Origin of the sequence: Pseudomonas sp. PB103 (genome assembly GCF_009764635.1) — a bacterium.
GTDB lineage: Bacteria > Pseudomonadota > Gammaproteobacteria > Pseudomonadales > Pseudomonadaceae > Aquipseudomonas.
The window spans coordinates 1-17,625 of sequence record NZ_RWIL01000159.1; the positions used below are offsets into that span (position 1 = coordinate 1).

18 protein-coding genes are annotated in these 17,625 nt (G+C 58.6%); 11 read left to right on the top strand and 7 right to left on the bottom strand.

Annotation, left to right across the window (positions count from 1 at the left end; all coding sequences use genetic code 11):
• On the top strand, positions 1-207 hold a 207-nt coding region (locus EJA70_RS30950; protein ID WP_158835413.1), incomplete at its 5' end, for a hypothetical protein.
• On the opposite strand, the gene EJA70_RS28000 is transcribed toward EJA70_RS30950, so the two are convergent.
• Positions 144-2,198, bottom strand: coding sequence for a S9 family peptidase (locus EJA70_RS28000; protein ID WP_158835416.1), 2,055 nt, complete (start codon positions 2,196-2,198; stop codon positions 144-146). The two genes, EJA70_RS30950 and EJA70_RS28000, sit on opposite strands and share 64 nt — an antisense overlap.
• Before the next feature lie 227 nt (positions 2,199-2,425).
• On the opposite strand from EJA70_RS28000, the gene EJA70_RS28005 reads away from it, so the two are divergent.
• From EJA70_RS28005 to EJA70_RS28015, 3 genes are read left to right on the top strand one after another with little or no spacing between them, the layout of a single operon-like run.
• On the top strand, positions 2,426-2,923 hold the full coding sequence (locus EJA70_RS28005; protein ID WP_158835419.1) for an MFS transporter: 498 nt from the start codon (positions 2,426-2,428) through the stop codon (positions 2,921-2,923).
• A gap of 16 nt (positions 2,924-2,939) precedes the next feature.
• The gene (locus EJA70_RS28010) at positions 2,940-3,716 is read left to right on the top strand and encodes a class II glutamine amidotransferase (RefSeq protein WP_008085906.1); all 777 of its coding nucleotides are present in this window, start codon (positions 2,940-2,942) and stop codon (positions 3,714-3,716) included.
• A gap of 13 nt (positions 3,717-3,729) precedes the next feature.
• On the top strand, positions 3,730-4,272 hold the full coding sequence (locus tag EJA70_RS28015) for a DUF2937 family protein (protein ID WP_158835422.1): 543 nt from the start codon (positions 3,730-3,732) through the stop codon (positions 4,270-4,272).
• A 168-nt stretch (positions 4,273-4,440) separates the two neighbouring features.
• Here EJA70_RS28015 and EJA70_RS28020 read toward each other — a convergent pair whose 3' ends face one another.
• Positions 4,441-5,355, bottom strand: coding sequence for a LysR family transcriptional regulator (locus tag EJA70_RS28020; RefSeq protein WP_158835425.1), 915 nt, complete (start codon positions 5,353-5,355; stop codon positions 4,441-4,443).
• 159 nt (positions 5,356-5,514) lie between these two features.
• On the opposite strand from EJA70_RS28020, the gene EJA70_RS28025 reads away from it, so the two are divergent.
• The 4 genes from EJA70_RS28025 (at position 5,515) to EJA70_RS28040 (ending at position 9,237) form a co-directional block, all read left to right on the top strand.
• The gene (locus EJA70_RS28025; RefSeq protein WP_158835428.1) at positions 5,515-6,801 is read left to right on the top strand and encodes an MFS transporter; all 1,287 of its coding nucleotides are present in this window, start codon (positions 5,515-5,517) and stop codon (positions 6,799-6,801) included.
• 62 nt (positions 6,802-6,863) lie between these two features.
• Positions 6,864-7,616: a 5-oxoprolinase subunit PxpA gene (locus EJA70_RS28030; protein WP_158835432.1), complete on the top strand. Its 753-nt coding sequence runs from the start codon at positions 6,864-6,866 to the stop codon at positions 7,614-7,616.
• Positions 7,613-8,317 (top strand): 5-oxoprolinase subunit PxpB, encoded by a 705-nt coding sequence (pxpB, locus tag EJA70_RS28035; RefSeq protein WP_158835435.1) that lies wholly within the window; start codon positions 7,613-7,615, stop codon positions 8,315-8,317. The genes EJA70_RS28030 and pxpB overlap by 4 nt, the downstream gene beginning before the upstream one ends.
• Positions 8,314-9,237: a biotin-dependent carboxyltransferase family protein gene (locus EJA70_RS28040; RefSeq protein WP_158835438.1), complete on the top strand. Its 924-nt coding sequence runs from the start codon at positions 8,314-8,316 to the stop codon at positions 9,235-9,237. Before pxpB ends, EJA70_RS28040 begins: the two co-directional genes overlap by 4 nt.
• A 117-nt stretch (positions 9,238-9,354) precedes the next feature.
• Here EJA70_RS28040 and EJA70_RS28045 read toward each other — a convergent pair whose 3' ends face one another.
• From EJA70_RS28045 to EJA70_RS28055, 3 genes are all read right to left on the bottom strand, one after another.
• On the bottom strand, positions 9,355-10,533 hold the full coding sequence (locus tag EJA70_RS28045) for a VWA domain-containing protein (protein WP_158835441.1): 1,179 nt from the start codon (positions 10,531-10,533) through the stop codon (positions 9,355-9,357).
• Between the two features lie 12 nt (positions 10,534-10,545).
• Positions 10,546-11,391 (bottom strand): MoxR family ATPase, encoded by an 846-nt coding sequence (locus EJA70_RS28050; RefSeq protein ID WP_064119651.1) that lies wholly within the window; start codon positions 11,389-11,391, stop codon positions 10,546-10,548.
• A gap of 204 nt (positions 11,392-11,595) precedes the next feature.
• Entirely contained in the window at positions 11,596-12,672 is a 1,077-nt protein-coding gene (locus tag EJA70_RS28055) for a DUF748 domain-containing protein (protein WP_158835444.1), read from the bottom strand.
• A gap of 128 nt (positions 12,673-12,800) precedes the next feature.
• On the opposite strand from EJA70_RS28055, the gene cysK reads away from it, so the two are divergent.
• From cysK to EJA70_RS28070, 3 genes are all read left to right on the top strand, one after another.
• A complete protein-coding gene (gene cysK / locus EJA70_RS28060) occupies positions 12,801-13,775 on the top strand; it encodes a cysteine synthase A (protein ID WP_158835447.1) in 975 nt (324 codons plus the stop codon).
• 256 nt (positions 13,776-14,031) lie between these two features.
• The gene (locus tag EJA70_RS28065) at positions 14,032-14,970 is read left to right on the top strand and encodes an aspartyl/asparaginyl beta-hydroxylase domain-containing protein (protein WP_158835449.1); all 939 of its coding nucleotides are present in this window, start codon (positions 14,032-14,034) and stop codon (positions 14,968-14,970) included.
• Positions 14,971-15,145: 175 nt separating this feature from the next.
• Positions 15,146-16,378, top strand: coding sequence for a TerD family protein (locus EJA70_RS28070; RefSeq protein ID WP_158835451.1), 1,233 nt, complete (start codon positions 15,146-15,148; stop codon positions 16,376-16,378).
• Between the two features lie 81 nt (positions 16,379-16,459).
• On the opposite strand, the gene EJA70_RS28075 is transcribed toward EJA70_RS28070, so the two are convergent.
• Complete coding sequence (locus tag EJA70_RS28075; protein WP_158835454.1) at positions 16,460-16,639, bottom strand: hypothetical protein; 180 nt, start codon at positions 16,637-16,639, stop codon at positions 16,460-16,462.
• Positions 16,640-16,681: 42 nt separating this feature from the next.
• Positions 16,682-17,221 (bottom strand): hypothetical protein, encoded by a 540-nt coding sequence (locus tag EJA70_RS28080; RefSeq protein ID WP_158835457.1) that lies wholly within the window; start codon positions 17,219-17,221, stop codon positions 16,682-16,684.
• Positions 17,222-17,625: the final 404 nt, after the last annotated feature.

Genomic DNA, 17,625 nt, shown 5'->3' on the forward strand with positions numbered 1-17,625 from the left:
GTGGTCTGGAGCTTCCAGCGTCAGCTGGACCCGAATCACCCGTGGCACAAACTGTCGAGCGTAGGCTTCCCGTACTTTGAAAGCATGGGCTTCAAGGAACTGCTCAAAAGCGTCGAAAAAGTCGACGTGACCGGTGGAGTTCCTCAGGCAATGCCCAAAACCTTGAAAACAAATGCGTATTCGAGCGCTACGTCACGTAATCCCTGATAACGCCCGCTCATCCCGCCGTGGCCGGCCCCCAGTTCGGTCTTGAGCAGCAGCAGATTGTCGTCGGTTTTGGTCGCGCGTAACTTCGCCACCCATTTGGCCGCTTCCCAGTACTGCACGCGGCTGTCGTTGTAGCCGGCGATTACCAGCGTCGCAGGATAATTCTGCGCACCGACGTTTTCGTACGGCGCGTAAGCCTTGACCCGCTCGTAAACGTCCGGCTCTTCAGGGTTGCCCCACTCGTCGTATTCGGTGACGGTCAGTGGTAACTCCGGGTCGAGCATGGTGTTGAGCACGTCGACGAACGGCACTTCGGCAATCGCCACACCGAACAGATCCGGACGCTGGTTGAGCACCGCCCCGATCAGCAAGCCACCGGCGCTGCCGCCGCTGATCGCCAGTTTCTCGGCAGTGGTGATGCCGTTGAGGATCAAAAATTCGGCGCAGGCGATGAAATCGCTGAAGGTGTTGTGCTTGTGTTCCTGCTTGCCAGCGCGATACCAGGCCTCGCCCAGCTCACCGCCGCCACGCACGTGGGCGATGGCAAAGGCCATGCCGCGATCCAAAAGGCTCAGTCGCGCGTGGGAGAACCACGGATCGAGGCTCGAACCGTAAGCGCCATAACCGTACAGATACAGCGGCACGGCCTTGCCGACCATTTCGCGTTTCATCACCAGGCTGATCGGCACCAGCGTGCCGTCCGGCGCCGACGCCCACAGGCGCTGGCTGACGTAGGCGTCGGCGTCGAACGGGCCGAGCACCGGGGTTTCCTTGAGGACGGCTTGTTCGCCGCTCGCCAGCAACAACTGGCGCACTTGCGCCGGGCGATTCAAGGCCTCGTAGCGCAGACGAATGCGGTCGCTTTCAAACTCCAGGCTGTTTTGCACATACAGGCTGTAGGCCGCGTCCGGTAATTGCACGCGATAAGGCGCCAGGCCTTGTGGGTGAACTTCGATGATCGGCAGGCCGCCTTCACGCAGGCTCAGGGTCATCGCCTCGGTGTTGAGGCTGACGCCGTCGAGCATCACCGTGTCGCTGTGCGGGATCAGGTTCTGCCACTCGGCTTCGGTCGGTGCGGTGCCGGTGTCCGGTGCCTGATACAGGGCGTAGTTGATGCCGTCGCGGTTGGTGCGGATAAACCATGTCCATACGCCATCGAGCAGGCCGTGATCGACGTCGTATTCGTGATCTTCGACCCGTGGCGCCAGGCAGGTGAACGGCAGGTGCGGCTGATTGGCATCGAGCACCCAGACTTCGCTGGTGGTCTTGCTGCCCAGCGACAGCAGCAATTGCTGTTCGGAGCTTGCGCGGTAGCAATGCAGGAAGAAACGCCCGTCCGCCTCGTGGAAGACCTCTTCAGCGGCAGTGCCATCGAGACGGTAACGCAACAGTTTGTGCGGCCGGTGGGTGTCGTCGAGCACGCCGAAGAACAGCGTCAGGCTGTCGTTGGCCCAGGTCATGCTGCCGTCGCAGTCTTCAAATTCCAGCTCGCTGACTTTGTCGTTGGACAGTTCCTTGACGAACAGCGTGTAAATCTCATCGCCCGTGGCGTCGACGCTGTAGGCCAGACGCTGGTGGTCGGGGCTGATGCTGAAGGCACCCAGCGAGAAAAAACCGCCATTGGCCAGTTCATTCGGGTCGAGCAGCAGTTGTTCGCGGCTTTCGTCGAGGGTCAGGCTGTCGTCTGCCGGGCGCGGGCAGCGATAGTGCCGGGCGTATTCGTCACCCGCCGTGGTGCGCGTGTAATACAGGTAGGGGCCCCACGGCGAGGGCAGGGACAGGTCGGTTTCCAGAATCCGCCCCTTGATCTCTTCGAATAGAGATTCGCGCAACTCGGCCTGATCGGCGGTCTGTGCCTCTTGGTAAGCGTTTTCGGCCTTGAGGTAATCGAGCACCGCGTCGGTGTCGCGTTCCTGCAGCCAGGCATACGGGTCGGCACCGGGCGCCTTGTGGGCAATCGGGGCACTGATGGCATTGGCGGATTGGGGCATGGAAGGCTCTCGAACAATGTACGGAATAGGGGTTTTTCGCAGCGCTTGAAACCGCCGCAGACCCTGTAGGAGTGAGCCTGCTCGCGATAAGGCCGGCACATTCAACATCAATGTTGTCAGGCTGTCCGTCATCGCGAGCAGGCTCACTCCTACAGGTCGCATGTCTATTGGGACAAGCCGGATGGGCGAAAAGTCGTTACTATAAGCGCCTCTTTGCCTGCCTTGCCATGGACACCATGACCGAGAACGACTATCTGATCGCCTGGGGCCTTTACGCCTTTGCCGCTGTGGGCTGCCTGTTGGTATGGATGCGCCTGACTACGTGGATGTGGCGCTGGCTGCGCGAACCGCTGCGCGTGTTGATGGCGGTGTTGCTGTTCAGTCCGACCATCATTGACCCGGTCAAGGAAAAGGTTGCGCCGGCCATCGCCATCACCGCGCTCGACCTGGCCTTCAAGGTCGGCAACAACGCCTGGCGTGCAGTCTCCGATCTGTTCATGTACGGCATGATCGCTTTCGGCATCTACCTGATCTTCGTGCTGATCCGCTTCCCGATCGAACGTGCTTCCAAGGCTCGCCGCGAACAGGCCGAAGCGGCCAAAGCCGCCGCCCGTGCCGATGACCGCGACGACGATCAACCGTTCGGCGCTGCCGGTGATGACCGCTACGGCCGGCCACCGGTCCCGAACAATCCGCAGCGCATGCGGGTCGAGCCGCGTCTGTAATCCCGAGAGTCCGCACATGTGTGAATTACTGGGCATGAGTGCCAACGTGCCGACCGATATTGTGTTCAGCTTCACCGGCCTGATGCAGCGCGGCGGGCGTACCGGCCCGCACCGCGATGGCTGGGGCATCGCCTTCTATGAGGGCCGTGGCTTGCGCCTGTTCCAGGACCCGGCAGCGAGTTGCGAATCGGAAGTCGCCAATCTGGTGCAGCGTTATCCGATCAAAAGCGAAGTGGTCATCGGCCACATCCGCCAGGCCAACGTCGGCAAGGTCTGCCTGTCCAACACCCACCCGTTCGTCCGCGAGCTGTGGGGGCGCAACTGGTGCTTCGCGCACAACGGCCAGCTCGCCGACTTCACGCCGATCAAAAGTTTCTACCGCCCGGTCGGCGATACCGACAGCGAGGCGGCGTTCTGCGATTTGCTCAACCGCGTACGTGCAGCTTTTCCGGAGCCGGTCGATATAGAAGCGCTGCTGCCGGATCTGGTCGCTGCCTGTGCCGAATACCGCAGCAAAGGCGTATTCAACTGCCTGCTCAGTGATGGCGACTGGCTGTTCTGCTATTGCTCGACCAAACTCGCACAGATCACCCGGCGCGCACCGTTCGGCCCGGCGCGGCTGAAGGATGTCGACGTGATTGTCGATTTCCAGGCCGAAACCACGCCCAACGACGTAGTGACGGTGATTGCCACCGAACCGTTGACCGAAAACGAAACCTGGACCCGCTACGAACCGGGCCAATGGAGCCTGTGGCGACGCGGCGAATGCGTCAGCCAGGGCAAGACCGAATAAGGATCTATCCCCGATGTTGCTCAGTTATGTACGGCTGGTGTTGTTTGCGGCGGGCCTGTTGATCGGTGTCCAGGTGCCGGGATTTATCAACGATTACGCGAAACGCGTCGAAGCACATCTGATCGAGGCGCAGACCGGTTTGCGCGGTTTCCAGGGCACCGCCGAGCAGTTCTTCAAGGGCGACATACAAGCGCTGGTTGCGCATTATCGCGCCAGCGAAGACCCGGTGTTTCGCAGCGATGCCGACAGCCTGAGCACCTTGCTTGATCGTCAGCTCGCGCTGGATAAACAGTTCCAGGCGATGCAGGGCCCTTGGTACATCCGCTTCCTGCAAGTGGTGCTGGCGGCTGATCCGGACATTCGCAAGGAAACCTGGAACGGCTACAGCTACCAGATTCTGCTGACCCCGGAAGCAATGATCTGGGGCATGAGCGGGGCGTTGCTGCTGTCCTTCGGCATTGAGTGCCTGTTCCGCCTGATCGACTGGGTGGTGCTCGGTGGCCGCCGCTTGCGCCAGAGCCGCCCGATCGAAGACCGCGACGTGCGCGGTCTCTGATCACCAATTTTGTGGCTAAAGGGATTTTGTGGCGAGGGGATTTATCCCCGATGGGCTGCGAAGCAGCCCCAAAACCATGAGACTCGGTGTTTCAGAAAGACCGCGATGGTTGGATTACGACTGCTGCGCAGCCGGTCGGGGATAAATCCCCTCACCACAAAGGTGTGTTCAGACAGTGAGGGTGATGTAGTCCTTGCCGACCTTCTGCGCATACCCCGCCAGCACCTGCTGACACAACGTCACAATCTCCTCGACCCACTCAACCCCCACTCGCCACGACACCACCACCTGCAAGTCCGGCGGCCGCTGATCAATGGCCAGTAAGGTCAGTTCCCCCCGCGCCAATTCCTCCGCTACCAGCACCGGCGGCAGCACGCCAATACCAAAACCATCGCGCAACAACCGTGTGATCGCCGACACTGAATTCACGCAGTTCAAGCGCGGTGCCAGCACCCCGTTCGCCTGCATCAACGCCACAAGGTCTTGATGCGGCCGGGAGTTTTTCGAGTAGGTGATAATCCGCTCCTGCGCCAATTCAGCGAGGTCGGCGTAATCGCGGTTGTAGATCGAATTACTGGCGACGATCCAGCCCAGCGGATGGCTGGCCAGTTCCAGACTGCGCACACTTTCGTGGCGCACCAGATCGGTTTGCAGAATCAGATCAAGAAAGCCTTTTTGCAGCTGATCGCAGAGGTTCAGCGAGGTATCCGCCACCAGTTCGATTTCCACCCGTGGATACAGATCGGTCATCTGCGCCACCAACGGGCTCAGCCAAGTGTGGATCACCGTGTCCATCACGCCGATGCGCACGCGGCCGACCTTGCTTGAGCGGGTTTCGATCGACTGCTTGAGTGCCGACATGGTGTCGAGCATCTGCTCGGCATATTCCAGCACTTTCAGTCCTTCGGGCGTCAGGCTGACACCGCGCGAATCGCGCAGAAACAGCTTCACCCCCAGCTCGCCCTCCAGCACCGCAATGCGGCTGGAAATCGACGCCTGGGTGGTGAACAACTTGTCGGCCGTCAGGCGAAAACTCTTCAGACGAGCGACCCAGACAAAGGTCTCGAGAAACTTCAGGTTCATGGGCAAGGCTCGGGTGACAAATTTTTCTTATGCCTAAGGCGGGTTTTTATTCGTTGGACGCAGCAGGGCCGCGCGACGAAAAATCGACGCATCCGGTCCCCACGATAGGCGTCGTCGGGGCTGCGAACAAGACCAATAAAAAACCTGCGGAGATAAGCCATGAGTGCTCCCGACACCCTAGAAGCATCCTCGGCACCGGCGCGTCCGGGGCCGTTCGACTGGTATCGCAACATCAACCAGCAGGAGCGCCGCACGTTCTGGAGCTGCAAGATCGGCTACGGTCTGGACGGCATGGACACGCAGATGCTCAGCTTCGTCGTGCCGACGCTGATTGCGATGTGGGGCATCACCACCGGCGAGGCCGGGCTGATTCATACCAGCACGCTGATTGCTTCAGCGATTGGCGGTTGGGTCGCCGGGATTCTTTCTGACCGCATCGGTCGCGTGCGCACCCTGCAACTGACGGTGCTGTGGTTCGCCTTCTTCACCTTCCTCTGCGGCTTCGCGCAAAACTACGAACAACTGCTGATCGCCCGCACCTTGATGGGCTTCGGTTTCGGCGGTGAATGGACGGCTGGCGCGGTGCTGATCGGTGAGGTGATCCGCGCCAAGGATCGCGGCAAAGCGGTGGGCATGGTGCAATCCGGTTGGGCGCTGGGTTGGGGGCTGACGGCGATTCTGTATGCGCTGCTGTTCTCGGTGCTGCCGCCGGAAGACGCCTGGCGCGCGCTGTTCATCCTCGGCATCGTGCCAGCGATTTTCGTGATTTTCGTCCGTCGTCTGGTCAAGGATCCGGAGATCTATCGCGAGGCCAAGGCCCGGCAAACGCCAGAGAACCAATCGAAGTTCTACGAGATCTTCGCGCCCGGCATGCTCTTCACCACGTTCCGCGCTTCGTTGCTGACCACCGGTGCGCTCGGCGGTTATTACGCCATCACTTCGTGGCTGCCGACCTTCCTCAAGAACGAACGCGGCTTGAGCGTACTCGGCACCGGCGGCTATCTGGCGATGGTGATTGTCGGCTCTTACGTTGGCTACGTGATCAGCGCTTACCTCACCGATCTGCTCGGCCGCAAAAAGAATTTCATCCTGTTCGCGGTCGGCTCGTTCACCATCGTTCTGCTCTATACGCAATTGCCGGTGAGTAATGGCGTGATGCTGTGGCTGGGCTTTCCGCTGGGCTTCTTTGCCTCGGGGATCTTCAGCGGCATGGGCGCGTTTCTCACTGAGTTGTTTCCAACACGGATTCGCGGTTCGGGGCAGGGCTTTTGCTACAACATCGGTCGTGCGCTGGCAGCATTGTTTCCGCTGCTGATCGGTTTGCTTAGCCAGACCGTGCCATTGAGCGTCGGTATTGGTGCCTTTGCTGCAGTGTCTTACGGCGTAGTGATTATCGCGGCGTTGAGCCTGCCGGAAACCCGTGGCAAGCAACTCGATACGCAGTAACTGATAACCTGCGAAACAAATTCCTACAGATAAAAAGACAAGACGCTACAGGAGTGTTCACCGTGAGCCGCCTGCTATTGAATTGCGACATTGGCGAGAGCTTCGGCAGCTGGACCATGGGTCTGGATGCCGAGGTCATGCCCTTCATCGATTGCGCCAACGTCGCTTGCGGCTTCCATGCCGGCGACCCGAGCATCATGCGCAAGACCGTCAGCCTGGCGTTGAGCCACGGGGTCAAGATTGGCGCACATCCGGCTTATCAGGATCTGGTCGGCTTCGGCCGCCGTTCCATGGCGTATTCGGCGCAAGAGCTGCAAGACATTTTGCATTACCAGATCGGCGCCCTCGACGGCATTTGCAAAGCGCAGGGCGGGCGGGTCAGTTACGTCAAACCGCACGGCGCGATGTACAACGACATGATGGCCAACCCGGCACAACTGCGTGCGGTGATTCAGGCCGTAGCAGCTTACGATCGCAGTCTGCCGCTGATGTTGATGGCCACTCGCGACAATTCGGCCGCGCAGCAGATCGGCGATGAGTACGGCGTGACCCTGTGGTTCGAAGCCTTCGCCGACCGCGCCTATGACAGCACCGGCAAACTGGTTTCGCGACAACTGCCGGGTGCGGTGCATCACGAGCCTGAAAAAATCATCGCGCAAGCGCTGACCATCGCCCGTGGCGACAATCTCATCGCCAGCGATGGCAGCGCCTTGCGCCTGCATGCCAACACCCTCTGCGTACATGGCGACAACGCCAGTTCGGTGGCCGCCGTGCAGCGTATTCGCGAGGCCTTGAATCAGCAGGACGCGCAATGAACCCAAGGATTGAAGTGGTGGCACTGGATTGCCTGATGCTGCGCCTGTTCGATGAAATCGCTGAGGCCAACATGCCGTGGATGCTCGCTGCCAGTGAGCGTTTGCGTGCGGTGTTCGGCGATCAATTGATCGATCTGGTGCCGTCATACACGACGTTGATGGTGCATTACGATTTGACGGTTTTGAGCCCGAATCAGGCGCGGGCATTGATCGCTGAGGCGCTGATTGATCTGTCGCCGAATTCACGATCCGCCGGTCAATGTCATGTGCTGCCGGTGTGGTATGACTTGAGCGTCGGGCCTGAATTGAGCTTGCTGGCTGAGCGCAGTGGGCTGGCGCTGGAGGAGGTGATTCGTCGCCACAGCGGCCGCGAATATCAGGTGTTCGCCCTCGGTTTTGCGCCTGGCTTTGCCTTCATGGGGTTGGTGGAAGAAATCCTCGCAGCGCCACGCCTGAACACGCCGCGTAAGAAAGTCGCGGCTGGCAGCGTCGGTATTGCTGAGCGGCAAACTGCGGCCTATCCGGTCGTGTCCCCCGGTGGCTGGAACCTGATCGGTCGCACGCCGGCGAAACTGTTTGATCGCCATCGCGATGGCTACAGCCTGATGCAACCCGGCGACACCGTGCGTTTCGAGGCGGTCAGTCACGCCGAATTCATCCGACTGGGCGGCGACGACACGCCATTGGAGGCGCAGGCATGAGCCGACTGACGATTGAGGCGAGTACGCCGCTGTGCCTGTTGCAAGACGCCGGGCGGTTTGGCGTGCGGCATCTGGGCGTGACCCAGGGCGGCGCGGCGGATTGGTGCTCGATGAGCTGGGCCAACTGGCTGCTGGGCAATGGGCTGGATGTGGCGGTGATCGAAATCACCCTCGGCGGCTTTACCGTGTTGGCTGAAGAGGATTGCTTGCTGGCGCTGGCCGGGGCGGATCTCGGTGCGCAGATTGATGGTCAGCCGTTGGCGCCGTGGCGCAGTTTCAAGTTGGGCAAAGGACAAAAATTGCAGTTCACGCAGCCGTTGCTTGGCGCCCGGGCTTATCTGGCCGCGCCCGGCGGTTTCGAGGCGCCGAAGGTATTGGGCAGCAGTGCCACGGTGGTGCGCGAAGAGCTCGGTGGGCTTGATGGCATGGGCTTGTCGTTGGCCAAGGGTTCGGCGCTGAGTTATCACGGCGAATCGCTGTGGGTTCGCGAGGTGCCTGTGGATTTACGGCCGGATCTGAAATTGAATGCGCCGCTGGATCTGGTGCTCGGCGCACAGATCGGTCAGTTCAGCGGGCAGAGTCTGTTTGATGTGTTCAACAGTGCGTGGACGCTGGACAGCCGCGCGGATCGCATGGGCATTCGTTTGCTCGGCAAGGCGTTGGAATATCAGGGCCAGCCGATGATTTCCGAGGGGATTCCGTTGGGCGCGGTGCAGGTGCCGCCGGATGGCCAGCCGATTGTGTTGCTTAATGATCGGCAGACGATTGGTGGGTATCCGCGGTTGGGGGCATTGACGCCGTTGGCGTTGGCGCGGCTGGCGCAGTGTTTGCCAGGGACGCAGGTGCGGTTAAGGCCGGTGGTGCAAGACGTTGCGCACCGTGAGCATGTCGAGTATTTGCAGGGATTCAGAAATAGCTAAAAGCATCGCGGGCAAGCCCGCTCCCACAGTGTCCGAGTTGTACACGAAATTTATGTACACCACCGATACCTGTGGGAGCGGGCTTGCCCGCGATGGCGTCAGTACAGACGCAGCAGATCACTTGGACAAAAACCGCATCCCTTCTTCCAAACCGCGCAGCGTCAACGGATACATCTGATCCTCGATCAGATCGCGCACGATATTGGTCGACGAGGTATACCCCCAGGTATCTTTCGGATACGGGTTAATCCAGATGAGCTTCTTGTACTTCTCCATAAACCGCTGCATCCACACATAACCCGGCTCTTCGTTCCAGTGCTCGACACTGCCGCCGGCCTGGGTGATTTCATATGGCGCCATCGCCGCGTCACCAATGAAAATCACCTTATAGTCAGCGCCATACTTGTGCAGCAGATCCTGGGTCGAAGTGCGCTCGGAAGTGCGGCGCATGTTGTTCTTCCACACCGATTCGTAAACGAAGTTGTGGAAGTAGAAGTACTCCAGATGCTTGAACTCGGTCTTACAGGCCGAGAACAACTCCTCGCAGATTTTCACGTGGGCATCCATCGAGCCGCCGATATCGAACAGCAACAAAAGCTTCACCGTGTTGCGGCGCTCCGGGCGCATCTGGATATTCAGCAATCCGGCGTCGCGAGCGGTGTGGTCGATGGTGCCGTCGATATCAAGTTCTTCCGCCGCGCCCTGGCGAGCAAATTTACGCAGTCGACGCAGAGCGACTTTGATATTGCGCGTGCCCAGTTCCACCGAGTCATCAAGGTTCTTGTATTCGCGCTGATCCCAGACTTTTACCGCTTTGCCTTGGCGCTTGCCGGCATCGCCAACCCGAATGCCTTCCGGGTTGAAGCCGCCGGAGCCAAACGGGCTGGTGCCACCAGTGCCAATCCACTTGTTGCCACCGGCGTGACGTTCCTTCTGTTCTTCCAGACGCTTCTTGAATTCTTCGATCAGTTTGTCGAGACCGCCGAGGGACTGGATTTGCGCGCGTTCCTCGTCGCTCAGCGAGCGCTCGAACTCCTTGCGCAGCCACTCTTCGGGAATCAGCGCCTGTAAGTGATCGTCGAGCTTTTCGAGGCCATTGAAGTAGGCGCCGAACGCGCGGTCGAACTTGTCGAAATGGCGTTCGTCCTTCACCAGAATCGCCCGCGACAAGTAATAGAACTCGTCCATGTCGGCGAAGGTCACGCGCTGTTTCAGCGCGTTAATCAGGTCGAGCAGCTCGCGCACTGACACCGGCACCTTGGCGGCACGCATTTCATTGAACAGGTTGAGCAACATGGCATCAGCCTCTTAGCGAGAACCGCGACGGCTCATGAACGCCAGACGCTCAAGCAGTTGCACGTCTTGTTCGTTCTTCACCAAGGCACCGGCCAGCGGCGGAATGGCCTTGGTCGGATCGCGTTCGCGCAGCACGGCTTCGCCAATATTGTCGGCCATCAGCAGTTTCAGCCAGTCGACCAGTTCCGAGGTCGACGGCTTCTTCTTCAGGCCTGGCACTTTGCGCACATCGAAGAACACGTCCAGCGCTTCGCTGACCAGATCCTTTTTGATATCCGGGTAATGCACGTCGACGATTTTCTGCAGGGTCGGACGATCGGGGAAGGCGATGTAGTGGAAGAAGCAGCGGCGCAGAAAGGCGTCCGGCAGCTCTTTCTCGTTGTTGGAGGTAATGATGATGATCGGGCGCTTCTTGGCCTTGATGGTCTCGTCGATCTCGTAAACGTAGAACTCCATCTTGTCGAGTTCTTGCAGCAGGTCGTTGGGGAACTCGATGTCGGCCTTGTCGATTTCGTCGATCAGCAGAATGACCCGCTCTTCGGACTCGAAAGCCTCCCACAGCTTGCCTTTCTTCAGGTAGTTGCGCACGTCGTGGACTTTTTCAGTGCCCAGCTGCGAGTCGCGCAGACGGCTGACCGCATCGTACTCGTACAGGCCCTGATGGGCCTTGGTGGTGGACTTGATGTGCCAGGTAATCAGCTTGGCATTGAACGATTCGGCCAGTTGCTCGGCGAGCATGGTCTTGCCGGTGCCCGGCTCGCCCTTGACCAGCAGCGGCCGCTCCAGGGTGATGGCGGCGTTGACCGCCAGCTTCAGGTCATCGGTGGCGACGTAGGCCTGGGTGCCTTCGAACTTCATCTGCTAATCCTCGAACGGTAACGCCGACCTGAACGGGCAGGGCGGGGGCGAAATAATCGGATGCCCGACTATAACGCGCAGGCCGGTCGACTGTGAACGCAGACGGCTTATTCAGTCTCTGAATGGGGCGTCACATGTTGACTCACCTGTGGTGAGGGGATTTATCCCCGACGGGCTGCGAAGCAGCCCCTAATGTGAACAAACCTAACCCGCATCCGGTTTAGGCCGCTCATACCGCGCATTGAATGCCTGAACAAAACCATTACGCAAAATCTGCAAAAACGCTTCAAACGCGCTGATATTTTGCTGATGCACATTGCCGCTCAGCTCAACCTTTGTCGCGAACTGGTTTTTCGCCTGATTCTTCAGCACGGTTTCCGTGCCGCCGACCAGCGCTTCCCAGACGGAGCGGAAGATGCTTTTGTTCTTGTTTTCCACGTCCTGCTGCCAATTGAAGACTTCAACGTCACGTAGCAGCGGTTTGATGTAGCCGTTGACTTGCGCCTTTTTTGCTTTGGCTTCGATGACCACGTCACCGTGGCCGGCATTGAAATCGAACTTGCCGTAGGCCGAAGCGAAGTCGTTCATGCTTTTGAGTTCGATGTCTTTGGCACGCAGGCGGAATTCGAAGTCTTCGAAATTGCTCAGCGGATCGAAGGTGGCGGTGGTTTCCAGCGGCGCGTGGCCGAGTAGCAGGGCTTTGCCTTCGAAACGGGCGTCGCGTTTACCTTCCTTGTCGACCACGTTGGTCAGGTTGTAGATGCTCGCATTGACGTTGGTGGCATTCATGTTCACCGGCGGTTTGGAATTGAAGTTGCGGAAACTGATACGACCGTCGTTGATCTGCACTTCGTCGAGAGTGATTGGCAACAACTTGCCCAACTGCTCACGCCAGTCGGTGCCTTGACCGGTTTGGGAATTCTGTTTGTTGGCGCCACCGTCGACGAAGTTGATTTCAGGTTTGAAGAACTTCACTTGAGCGACGACGGCATGGTCGTACCACAGCGAGTGCCAACTGACTGAAAGGTCGATCAACGGCGCATTGACGAACGGTACCGGTACTTTGCCGTCGACTTTGACGATCTTCAGACCGTTGATTTTGTAGGCGCCGCGCCACCACGCCAGGTCAACGTCGGTGATCTGGCCCCGGTAATCGCCCATATTCGCCAGTTTGTCGTTCAGGTAGTCGCGCACCACGTAAGGCAGGGCGATGTGCAGTGCGATCAGCAGCACGACGATTCCCGCGAAAGTCCATAACGGCCAACTGTAACGACGTTTCATGGTGACAATTCCCGAACGATGTAAAGCGATTGACTACTGTGTGTTGCAGACGTTCGCCCCGACTGGACTGTGATGGGCAACAGGCATACCTTGGAGCGCTGAATTCAACGCTGCATAAGGACCCAGCCATGAGCCGTATTTTTGCCGACAACGCCCATTCCATCGGTAACACACCGCTGGTGCAGATCAACCGTATTGCGCCGCGTGGCGTGACCATTCTGGCCAAGATCGAGGGGCGCAACCCTGGTTATTCGGTCAAGTGCCGGATCGGCGCCAACATGATCTGGGACGCCGAAAGCAGCGGCAAACTCAAGCCGGGCATGACCATCGTCGAACCGACCTCTGGTAATACCGGTATCGGTCTGGCGTTTGTGGCCGCCGCTCGCGGTTACAAGTTGATGCTGACCATGCCGGCTTCCATGAGCATCGAGCGCCGCAAAGTGCTCAAGGCCCTGGGCGCCGAACTGGTGCTGACCGAGCCGGCCAAGGGCATGAAGGGCGCGATCGAGAAGGCCGCAGAAATCGTCGCCAGCGATGCCGAGAAATATTTCATGCCGGCGCAGTTCGATAACCCGGCCAACCCGGCCATTCATGAAAAAACCACCGGCCCGGAAATCTGGAACGACACCGACGGCGCTGTCGACGTCTTGGTGGCGGGTGTCGGCACCGGCGGAACCATTACTGGCGTTTCGCGGTATATCAAGAATACCCAGGGCAAACCGATTCTTTCCGTGGCCGTGGAGCCGGTGTCCTCTCCGGTGATCACCCAGGCGCTGGCCGGTGAAGAGATCAAGCCCAGCCCGCACAAGATTCAGGGCATTGGTGCCGGTTTTGTGCCGAAAAACCTCGATCTGTCGATGGTGGATCGGGTTGAGCTGGTGACTGACGAAGAGTCCAAAGCCATGGCCCTGCGCCTGATGCAGGAAGAGGGCATTCTCTGCGGGATTTCCTGTGGCGCAGCGATGGCCGTGGCCGTGCGTCTGGCAGAAACCCCGGAAATGCAGGGCAAGACCATTGTGGTGATTCTGCCGGACTCGGGCGAGCGTTATCTGTCGAGCATGTTGTTCAGCGACCTGTTCACCGAGCAGGAGACCCAGCAATAAGTCGCAGCCTGCAGCAGTTCCTGGATATTCAATCCGTCGCTGTAGGAGCTGCCGCAGGCTGCGATCTTTTGATCTTCATGATTCAGGTCAGCCAAGGTTCAGGATCGTTATGTTAATAAGCGCTTTGTTGCGCAATCCTTAACACTGAATCTTGCCTGAAGCGGGTTTTTCCCGAAGCCGGTAGTGTTTATCATGGCCGGCTGCCATGCCGGGTAAATGGCATTGTGCAGCGTTGTCTTTATTCAAGGAGTTGTTGATGACCTTTTCGTTTGCCGCCAAGGCGTTTGTGCTGTTGCTGTTTCTGGGCAGCACGCTCTATGTGCATTTGCGCGGCAAGGCGCGTTTGCCGGTACTGCGTCAGTTCGTCAACCATTCGGCGCTGTTCGCCCCGTACAACGCTTTGATGTACCTGTTTTCCAGCGTGCCGTCCGAGCCTTACCTGGATCGCAGCAAATTCCCGGAGCTGGACGTACTGCGCGACAACTGGGAAACCATTCGCGACGAAGCGATGCACCTGTTCGACGAGGGCTACATCCGCGCCGCCGAGAAGAACAATGACGCCGGTTTCGGTTCGTTCTTCAAAAAGGGCTGGAAGCGTTTCTACCTCAAGTGGTACGACAAACCGCTGCCGTCGGCCGAAACCCTGTGCCCGAAAACCGTGGCGCTGGTCAGTGCGATTCCCAACGTCAAGGGCGCCATGTTCGCGCTGCTGCCGGGCGGCAGCCACCTCAACCCGCACCGCGATCCGTTTGCCGGCTCATTGCGCTATCACCTCGGTCTGTCGACACCCAACTCCGACGATTGCCGGATCTTCGTCGACGGTCAGGTCTATGCCTGGCGCGACGGTGAAGACGTGATGTTCGATGAGACCTACGTGCACTGGGTGAAGAACGAAACCGAAAAGACCCGGGTGATTCTGTTCTGCGACGTCGAGCGACCGCTGAGCAACCGCTTCATGACCCGCATCAATCGTTCCATCAGCGCCTGGCTCGGCCGTGCTACCGCACCGCAGAACCTCGATGATGAACGCGTCGGCGGGATCAACCAGGCTTACGCCTGGAGCAAGACCTTCAGCGACAAGTTCAGCGCAGTGGTCAAACGGTGGAAGCGCCGCAACCCCAAGGCCTACCGCATCATGCGTCCGGTATTGGCCGTTGTAGTACTGACGTTGTTGGGCTATTGGCTGTTTGGGTAAAGTCGGCCTCGTTTAAAGGAACCGCTCTGAATGAGCGGTTTTTTTTGTGCGGCTCAAAACCGTTACTACGTACCACGGCCATCTGCCAGCCGTTAAACTCTCACGCGCAATCTCTCAATGAAGGCGCAGCACCCGCAGTGTGCTGCCATACACCCCATGGAATAGGCGACTCCCCTTGAATCAATCCCTCAAGCCTGGCGAAAACACCTCCCTGGACCTGCCCAACGGGCACGTCGTGGTCACTCATGCCGCAGGCGACAATCTGGACGTGAACCTCACGGCGTTTCTCGTCACTGAGGCCGGCAAGGTCACCGGTGACAGCGACATGGTGTTTTTCAACGCACCGGAACATGCGTCCGGCGCCGCCATGTTTATCGCACCGGTCACACAGAGCGGCATCGTCAGCCACCGCATCGGTTTTGATCTGTCGCGCATGCCGGCGGGTATCACCAAGATCGCCATCACCCTGACCCAGGATGGCAGTGGTGGTTTTGCCGCTGTAAAGGACCTGCGCGCCCAAGTGGTCGTCGGCGATCAGGTTCTGGAGCTCGCGCCGGGTAGTTTCACCCAGGAAACGGGCATTATCGTGCTCGATCTGTACGTGCGAAACGGCCAGTGCAAGGCGCGTTCGGTATGGCAGGGTTTTGCCTCGGGACTGGCCGGGCTGTGCGGGCTCTACGGGGTGGAGGTTGAAGAAGAGGCGCCAGCGGCTCCCGCTGCCAAACCGGTGAACATTACCAAGTCACTGATCACCCTCGACAAACCGGGCACCAGCCACAAGGTCTCCCTGGAAAAAGGCCCGTCGGCACCGAAAGTCATCCGCGTCAGCGCGACCTGGGTGGATAACGGCGATGATGACGACAATGACGATCTCGACCTCCGGATCGGCATTCTGCGCCCCGATGGCCGAATGTCCTTCATCCAGGCGCCGGACAAGAGTGGCGCCTTCGATATCGATCCTTTCGTGTTCCACACCGGCGACGTGGTCAGCGCCAGCGATTCGGCACCGGCCATCGAAACAGTCGACATCAACCCGGCCATCTCTCAGCGAATGGGTGGCAAGGTTGCGTTGGTTTGCAGTGTCTATTCTGCGCTGGACAATGGCGCCGTCTCGGTGGCTTCGCTGAAACCGAAAATGCGCATGGAGTACGGTAATCAGGTTGTCGAGTGCGCTTTCGAATTCCAGGACGATGAATTCAGCAGCACGGTCTACACCTACGTGATCGGTTTGATCGAGATCGACCTTGATCACATTGAACTGAGTCCCTCCGGCATCACATCAGAGAGCACGAGCGAAGCGACCCCGTGGCTCACACGCCAGGGCGACAAGCTGGTGCTGACCATGGACGGGCCTGAGGTGTTCAAAGGCTATCCGCCGGAGAACAGCGGTAGTAAACGTTACGTATAGCATCCTCTGACGGCATGTGAATTCACCACCCTTCAAGGGATGGCGATGTCTTCATGAAAACCGCTTTTTATGAGCGGTTTTTCATGAAGAGAAAGTGAAGGATGCACCGGCTAAAACACCTCCCGGTTCCTCAATAATCGGATTCACCAACGCTTCTCTGATACGACGTAATTGCAGATCGGACAGTTCACCGCCTACGTGCTTTCGCTTGCCGTTCACCAATTTGTTGTCTGCTGCTTTCTTTTCAACGATCGCTCTCATGATTTCTCCGTCGTTGATCATTAAATGAACAATGTTTCGATACTAGTCGCCGCCGACTGGCATCACAAGCCGACCTTCTAAATCAAACTCAAAACCCAATTGTCGGTAAAGAGGAATGACTCCCGTTACGGGTTCCTGTATTTCTATTTGTTTGCTGCCGATGATTCGCGCGAAGTGGGTGACGGCAGTCAAGGCATACGTCGCCACGCGGCTCTTGAGAGGGTGATCATTTCCAGGTTGACCTTCCAGTCGTACAATTTTTACTCGCAGGCGACTCTGATTCGGGTTCGCAAAACAGAGTCCGCATAGCTCATGATCAAACCAGATCGCCAAATCGAAGCTCATAGGCTCTCTGGCTTTCCACCTGACTATCTCTTGCCAGGAAAAATGAGGATCAAGCCATTGCTCATAGGCACTCAGCGCACAAGCGTCGATTGCTTCGAAGCGAATTCGGGACTGATCAGTAGCTACAATCCCTTCCTGCTCCAGGCGCCTATGAAGTTCTGCAAATGTAGTACTCGCTTGCCTTCTGGCCTGCGATCTGTAGACCTGATACCGCAAATATGTCCGTTCCCTTGGCATGTGATTTCGTACATTCCCTGTCCCCCCATAGTCGGGCATCGCCTTGTAACCCAGCCTATTCACCTCCCACCCAGCTGTCGCTACCGGCCCTTTGCCCAAGTCATTGCAATCTGTGTCCCTGGCTGGTTATATTCAGCCCTCGTGAGCCAGTCGGTTCACTGACCTCAACCTCAAAAAAGATCTGCACTCATGCCTGCATCCCACATCAACGCGGTAGTCGATTCAGCGGTCAACGCTGGCGTCGTGCCGTGCGGGAATCAGCAGCCACAGCAGATCAGTCATTACCCCCCACCTGTCAGTAGCACGCCGGTGTGCGCAGTCGTATCACCGCCGGGTGTTGGCGTTTCGGGCTGATCGGCGTTTTTTGCTGACCCCTGTGCCCGCCTGAAAAAACCTACTGAACT

What these genes read in the sequence shown, in the direction of transcription:
- EJA70_RS28010 (WP_008085906.1), top strand. Translation starts at nt 2,940, where the DNA reads ATGTGTGAATTACTGGGCATGAGTGCCAACGTGCCGACCGATATTGTG.
- EJA70_RS28020 (WP_158835425.1), bottom strand. Translation starts at nt 5,355, where the DNA reads ATGAACCTGAAGTTTCTCGAGACCTTTGTCTGGGTCGCTCGTCTGAAG.
- EJA70_RS28055 (WP_158835444.1), bottom strand. Translation starts at nt 12,672, where the DNA reads ATGAAACGTCGTTACAGTTGGCCGTTATGGACTTTCGCGGGAATCGTC.
- EJA70_RS28005 (WP_158835419.1), top strand. Translation starts at nt 2,426, where the DNA reads ATGGACACCATGACCGAGAACGACTATCTGATCGCCTGGGGCCTTTAC.
- EJA70_RS28040 (WP_158835438.1), top strand. Translation starts at nt 8,314, where the DNA reads ATGAGCCGACTGACGATTGAGGCGAGTACGCCGCTGTGCCTGTTGCAA.
- EJA70_RS28075 (WP_158835454.1), bottom strand. Translation starts at nt 16,639, where the DNA reads ATGAGAGCGATCGTTGAAAAGAAAGCAGCAGACAACAAATTGGTGAAC.
- EJA70_RS28080 (WP_158835457.1), bottom strand. Translation starts at nt 17,221, where the DNA reads ATGCCAAGGGAACGGACATATTTGCGGTATCAGGTCTACAGATCGCAG.
- cysK (WP_158835447.1), top strand. Translation starts at nt 12,801, where the DNA reads ATGAGCCGTATTTTTGCCGACAACGCCCATTCCATCGGTAACACACCG.
- EJA70_RS28065 (WP_158835449.1), top strand. Translation starts at nt 14,032, where the DNA reads ATGACCTTTTCGTTTGCCGCCAAGGCGTTTGTGCTGTTGCTGTTTCTG.
- pxpB (WP_158835435.1), top strand. Translation starts at nt 7,613, where the DNA reads ATGAACCCAAGGATTGAAGTGGTGGCACTGGATTGCCTGATGCTGCGC.
- EJA70_RS28025 (WP_158835428.1), top strand. Translation starts at nt 5,515, where the DNA reads ATGAGTGCTCCCGACACCCTAGAAGCATCCTCGGCACCGGCGCGTCCG.
- EJA70_RS28050 (WP_064119651.1), bottom strand. Translation starts at nt 11,391, where the DNA reads ATGAAGTTCGAAGGCACCCAGGCCTACGTCGCCACCGATGACCTGAAG.
- EJA70_RS28015 (WP_158835422.1), top strand. Translation starts at nt 3,730, where the DNA reads ATGTTGCTCAGTTATGTACGGCTGGTGTTGTTTGCGGCGGGCCTGTTG.
- EJA70_RS28045 (WP_158835441.1), bottom strand. Translation starts at nt 10,533, where the DNA reads ATGTTGCTCAACCTGTTCAATGAAATGCGTGCCGCCAAGGTGCCGGTG.
- EJA70_RS28000 (WP_158835416.1), bottom strand. Translation starts at nt 2,198, where the DNA reads ATGCCCCAATCCGCCAATGCCATCAGTGCCCCGATTGCCCACAAGGCG.